Annotated in this window: 3 protein-coding genes; 1 reads left to right on the top strand and 2 read right to left on the bottom strand. The window is 59.3% G+C overall.

What is annotated here, in order from left to right; genetic code table 11:
- Positions 1-71 precede the first annotated feature (71 nt).
- Together lolA and Q0C48_RS13305 are read right to left on the bottom strand one after the other, a co-directional pair.
- Entirely contained in the window at positions 72-764 is a 693-nt protein-coding gene (lolA, locus tag Q0C48_RS13310; protein WP_291525137.1) for an outer membrane lipoprotein chaperone LolA, read from the bottom strand.
- Positions 736-3,042 (bottom strand): DNA translocase FtsK, encoded by a 2,307-nt coding sequence (locus Q0C48_RS13305; RefSeq protein WP_291525135.1) that lies wholly within the window; start codon positions 3,040-3,042, stop codon positions 736-738. The genes lolA and Q0C48_RS13305 overlap by 29 nt, the downstream gene beginning before the upstream one ends.
- A gap of 261 nt (positions 3,043-3,303) precedes the next feature.
- Between Q0C48_RS13305 and trxB the strand changes: the two genes are divergently transcribed.
- Complete coding sequence (trxB, locus tag Q0C48_RS13300) at positions 3,304-4,272, top strand: thioredoxin-disulfide reductase (protein ID WP_291525133.1); 969 nt, start codon at positions 3,304-3,306, stop codon at positions 4,270-4,272.
- The last annotated feature ends 158 nt before the right edge of the window (positions 4,273-4,430 follow it).

The following is a 4,430-nucleotide window of genomic DNA, read 5'->3' as shown; positions in this document are numbered from 1 at the left end:
GCCACTAACAGGCCGAGGGTAACGAGGGCGAGGCGGGTCTTCAAAGCCGACATGCAGTACTCCAGAAAAAATTATTGCGAGAGAACATCCACACCGGCTGGCGGAGTGAACTGAAACTCCTGCGCCGAAATGGGGTGATTGATTTTAATATGCTCAAAGCGAAGGACAGTCTGTTGCTGAAACGCATCTTCCATGCGCATCTGGCGCAGTGCGCCCTGCGCATCAAAACCCATGCGCAGAGCCGTGAAGCCTTGATCCTGACCCGTTTTGGGTTGGAGCAGGAGCCAGTGGAGACCGTCTTTTTGACCCAGGTCAGTGATCTTGAAGCGCTGGCTGAGGTCATCGTTGCCAGCGATCAGCGCCGCAGGGGTCGATCCGAGGGCTTTGCCGAGAGGCTGTACCGTGGCCTGTTCCAGAGCGGGTTCGTAGAGCCAGACCTTCTCACCGTTGGATACAATGGTTTGCCCGTTGTTGCCGCTATAGTCCCAGCGGAATTTGCCGGGGCGGGAAATCCACAGCTTGCCACTGGTACGCTTGACGATCTGGCCGTCATGGTTGGCTACTTCCTGACTGAACTGGGCCGTGATGGTGTGGGTTTTCTGGAAAAAATCCTGCAACATCGCCAGGCCCGTGGCAGCGGCCGCATACTGGATACCGCCCAAAATCAGCAGCGGCACCAAAAACCAGCGAGCCAAACGTAAGGCCGGTAATGGGTCGCGCATAAAGTGCAAATAGTCAGTCCCGACCGGGCGGTGCTGCTGCATAGATTTCTCTGCTCCCGTTACTTTGCAAGGGACCGACCACACCAACCCGCTCCATCTCTTCGATCATGCGGGCGGCCCGATTATAGCCCACCTTGAGCTGCCGCTGCACGTAAGAGATGCTCGCTTTGCGACTGCTGGTAACGATGGCTACCGCCTGATCATAGAGGGGATCAGCATCTTCCCCGCCTTCACCGTCCATGCCCTCACCATCGCCACTGTCGTTGCCCTGCAAAATACGCTCGTCGTACTGTGGCGCGCCTAACTGACGCAGGGACTCTACTACACGATGAACTTCCTCATCGCTGACAAAGGCCCCATGCACCCGCAACGGATAACCGGAGCCGGGCGGCAGATAAAGCATGTCACCCTGGCCCAGCAAGGTCTCCGCCCCCATCTGATCGAGAATGGTACGCGAGTCGATACGCGACGAAACCTGAAAGGCAATGCGGGTGGGAACGTTGGCCTTGATCAGGCCGGTGATGACATCCACTGAAGGACGCTGTGTCGCCATAATGAGGTGCAGACCGGCAGCGCGCGCTTTCTGGGCCAGGCGGGTAATCAAGGTTTCCACCTGTTTACCGACCACCATCATCAGGTCCGCGAACTCATCAATGATCACCACGATAGCAGGCAGCACACTCAGCGCGACGGGCTCGCCATCCATATCTTTATCCGGACCAGGCAGGGGATGTCCCGAAGCCACCGCTTCCCGCACTTTCTGATTATATCCGGCTAGATTGCGCACTCCGGCAAAGGCCATGAGCTTATAGCGCCGTTCCATCTCCGCCACGCACCAGCGCAAGGCGTTCGCGGCCTCCTTCATATCCGTTACCACCGGCGCCAGCAGATGGGGGATGCCCTCATAGATGGACAACTCCAACATCTTGGGGTCCACCATAATCAGGCGGACGTCGTCAGCAGTCGCCTTAAAGAGAATGCTGAGAATCATGGCATTGACGCCCACAGACTTGCCGGCGCCGGTGGTTCCGGCCACCAGCAGATGGGGCATCTTCGCCAGATCGGCGGACACCGGCTGACCGCCGATATCCTGACCCAGTGCCAGCGTTAGATGGCTTTTGCTCTGGGTAAAACTATGACTGGAAAGCACCTCGGAGAGACGCACCGTGCGCCGCTTGAGGTTCGGCACCTCGATGCCCATGGTGGCCTTACCGGGAATGGCTTCTACCACACGCACCCGCGCCGCCAGCACGCGCGAAAGGTCTTTACTGAGACCGGCGATCTGGCTGACTTTGACCCCCGGTGCCGGCTCTATTTCAAAACGGGTAATCACTGGTCCGGGATGGGCCGCCACCACTGTTGCCTGCACCCCGAAGTCGGCCAGCTTTTCTTCCAGCATGCGCGACTGCTGCGCCAGCACTTCGGGCTGCAACTGGGAACTGGGGTCTTCCGCATCTGCCGGATCGAGCAAGGCAAGATCGGGAAGACCATCAGCGCGCGGCGGCCCTACGGGTGCGGGTAATGGTAACTGTCGACTACTTTTAACGGCAGCGCGAGCCGATACTGCTCCGCGCTTTTTGGTGGAGAAGAAGCTCGGTGCTGCTGCCAGGGATGGCTTTTGCACTGCGGGCCCAAGCGCCGTAACCGACACTGCTTGGGCTGGTACACGCCGTCGCAAAGGCCAGCGCAGGCGCCAGTGTGGTCGCGGCAAGGAGAAATGCAGGGCGCTGATATGTGCTGCCATGGCGCGCGGTCCCAGGCCGGTGAGCAGAAACACACCGAGAATAAACAGCGCCAGAAATAGCAACGCACTACCACCCACACCAATGAAAGGTTGCGTAAGGACACCGATTTCCTGACCGAGAATACCGCCCGCGCCGGCCCCGGCAACGGGCCACCAGCCCGCTGGCCAAGTCAGCGCGAGGAAGCTGCTCAGACCCAGCGCGATGGCGACAGCCCCCAGAGGCGCCGCCCAGCGTCCCGGATGCTGACGAAACCAGCGCCGCCACATCTGCCAGGCCCACGCGCCCAGCTCCACAGGGAGGAGCCAGGCGATCATGCCAAAAATCTGCACCAGAAAATCGGCGAGATAGGCACCAGTTTCGCCGCCCCAATTATGCACCGGGCCACCCTTACCACTATTAAACCAACTGGGATCGGCGGGATGAAAACTGAGCAGGGACATCGCCATAAAGGCCGCCACCGCGATCAGCATCAGCAGCAGCGCCTCGCGGCGCCATGGTTTGGCGCGCGGTAGTTGAACCGGCTTTGCAGGGGCAGGCCGGGAGCCTCGGGACGCATTACGGGCAGCAGAACTCATCTCGGCACGCTAAACGACCCCTGCACGGGTGTCAAGGAGATGCCGGGAAAGAAAGACAAAGAAATGCTGTTGTTAGCAGCTTCTAATGGATCAGATGCAGGCGTTTATTTCGCAGTACCCGATATCACCTCCCTGCGGGAGGCGGGGACAACAGCGCGGGAATGGTGTTACACTTTCCGTCATTAATTCGCATAAGTCTGGACGGGTTCCGCCGTGTGCGCAGCTCGTCCGATACCGTTCCATTCTGGCAGCGAGGTACCCATGAGCGATCCGAAAAGTGTCATCGATGAAAAACATTGCCGCTTACTCATCCTGGGCTCCGGCCCCGGTGGTTATACGGCGGCTATTTATGCGGCACGCGCCAATCTGAGCCCGATATTGGTACAAGGCATGGAGCCCGGCGGCCAACTGATGACAACCACGGACGTGGATAACTGGCCTGGTGCTGCAAACGGCATCATGGGTCCGGAACTCATGCAGGAACTGGAAAAACAGGCGCGGCGCTTTGATACCGAGGTTTTGTTCGACCACATTCATACCGCAGACCTGAGCCAACGACCCTTTCGCCTCAGCGGGGACCAGCATTGTTATACCTGCGATGCGCTGATTCTCGCTACCGGGGCATCTGCCAAGTACCTGGGTTTGCCCAGCGAAGATAAGTTTCGCGGCAAAGGCGTTTCCGCCTGTGCAACCTGCGACGGATTTTTCTATCGCGGGCAGGCGGTCGCCGTGTTCGGTGGCGGCAATACTGCAGTGGAAGAAGCGCTCTATCTCAGCAATATCGCCAGACATGTAACGGTCATCCACCGGCGTAACCGGTTCCGCGCCGAAAAAATTCTGCAGGACAAGCTGATGGCCAAGGAGAACGTCACCATTATCTGGGACCACTCTGTGGACGAAATACTGGGTGACGACTCCGGGGTCACCGGCTTGCGGATTAAGCATGTAGAAAACGGCAGCACCCAGGACCTGACGCTGATGGGGGTGTTCATTGCCATTGGCCATCAGCCCAATACCGGCATCTTCAAGGGACAATTGAAGACGGACGAAGGGGGTTACCTGATTACCCGCGGCGGGCGCGACGGCATGGCAACAGCCACCAGTATTGAGGGTGTGTTTGCGGCGGGCGATGTACAGGACTATGTCTATCGCCAGGCAGTGACCAGCGCGGGCAGCGGTTGCATGGCGGCGCTGGATGCGGAGCGTTGGCTGGAGCAGCAAGAGGACTGAAACATGGGGCGGCGGCGGCCAAATCAGCCGGAGAAGCAAGAACCAGTGACCGATGCAGCGGAAGCAGATTGCTTCCTGCGGGCGGTGGCCGATGTCCGGCCCCTGCCAGCCCCGCCGCCTCCCCCAGCTCCTTTATACCAGAGACCATCCACTCGGCG

This window comes from Acidithiobacillus sp. (assembly GCF_023255755.1).
Classification (GTDB): domain Bacteria; phylum Pseudomonadota; class Gammaproteobacteria; order Acidithiobacillales; family Acidithiobacillaceae; genus Acidithiobacillus.
The sequence above is the reverse complement of the archived record's forward strand: the minus strand, read 5'-3'. Positions and strand labels throughout refer to the sequence as shown.

What these genes read in the sequence shown, in the direction of transcription:
- lolA (WP_291525137.1), bottom strand. Translation starts at nt 764, where the DNA reads ATGCAGCAGCACCGCCCGGTCGGGACTGACTATTTGCACTTTATGCGC.
- Q0C48_RS13305 (WP_291525135.1), bottom strand. Translation starts at nt 3,042, where the DNA reads ATGAGTTCTGCTGCCCGTAATGCGTCCCGAGGCTCCCGGCCTGCCCCT.
- trxB (WP_291525133.1), top strand. Translation starts at nt 3,304, where the DNA reads ATGAGCGATCCGAAAAGTGTCATCGATGAAAAACATTGCCGCTTACTC.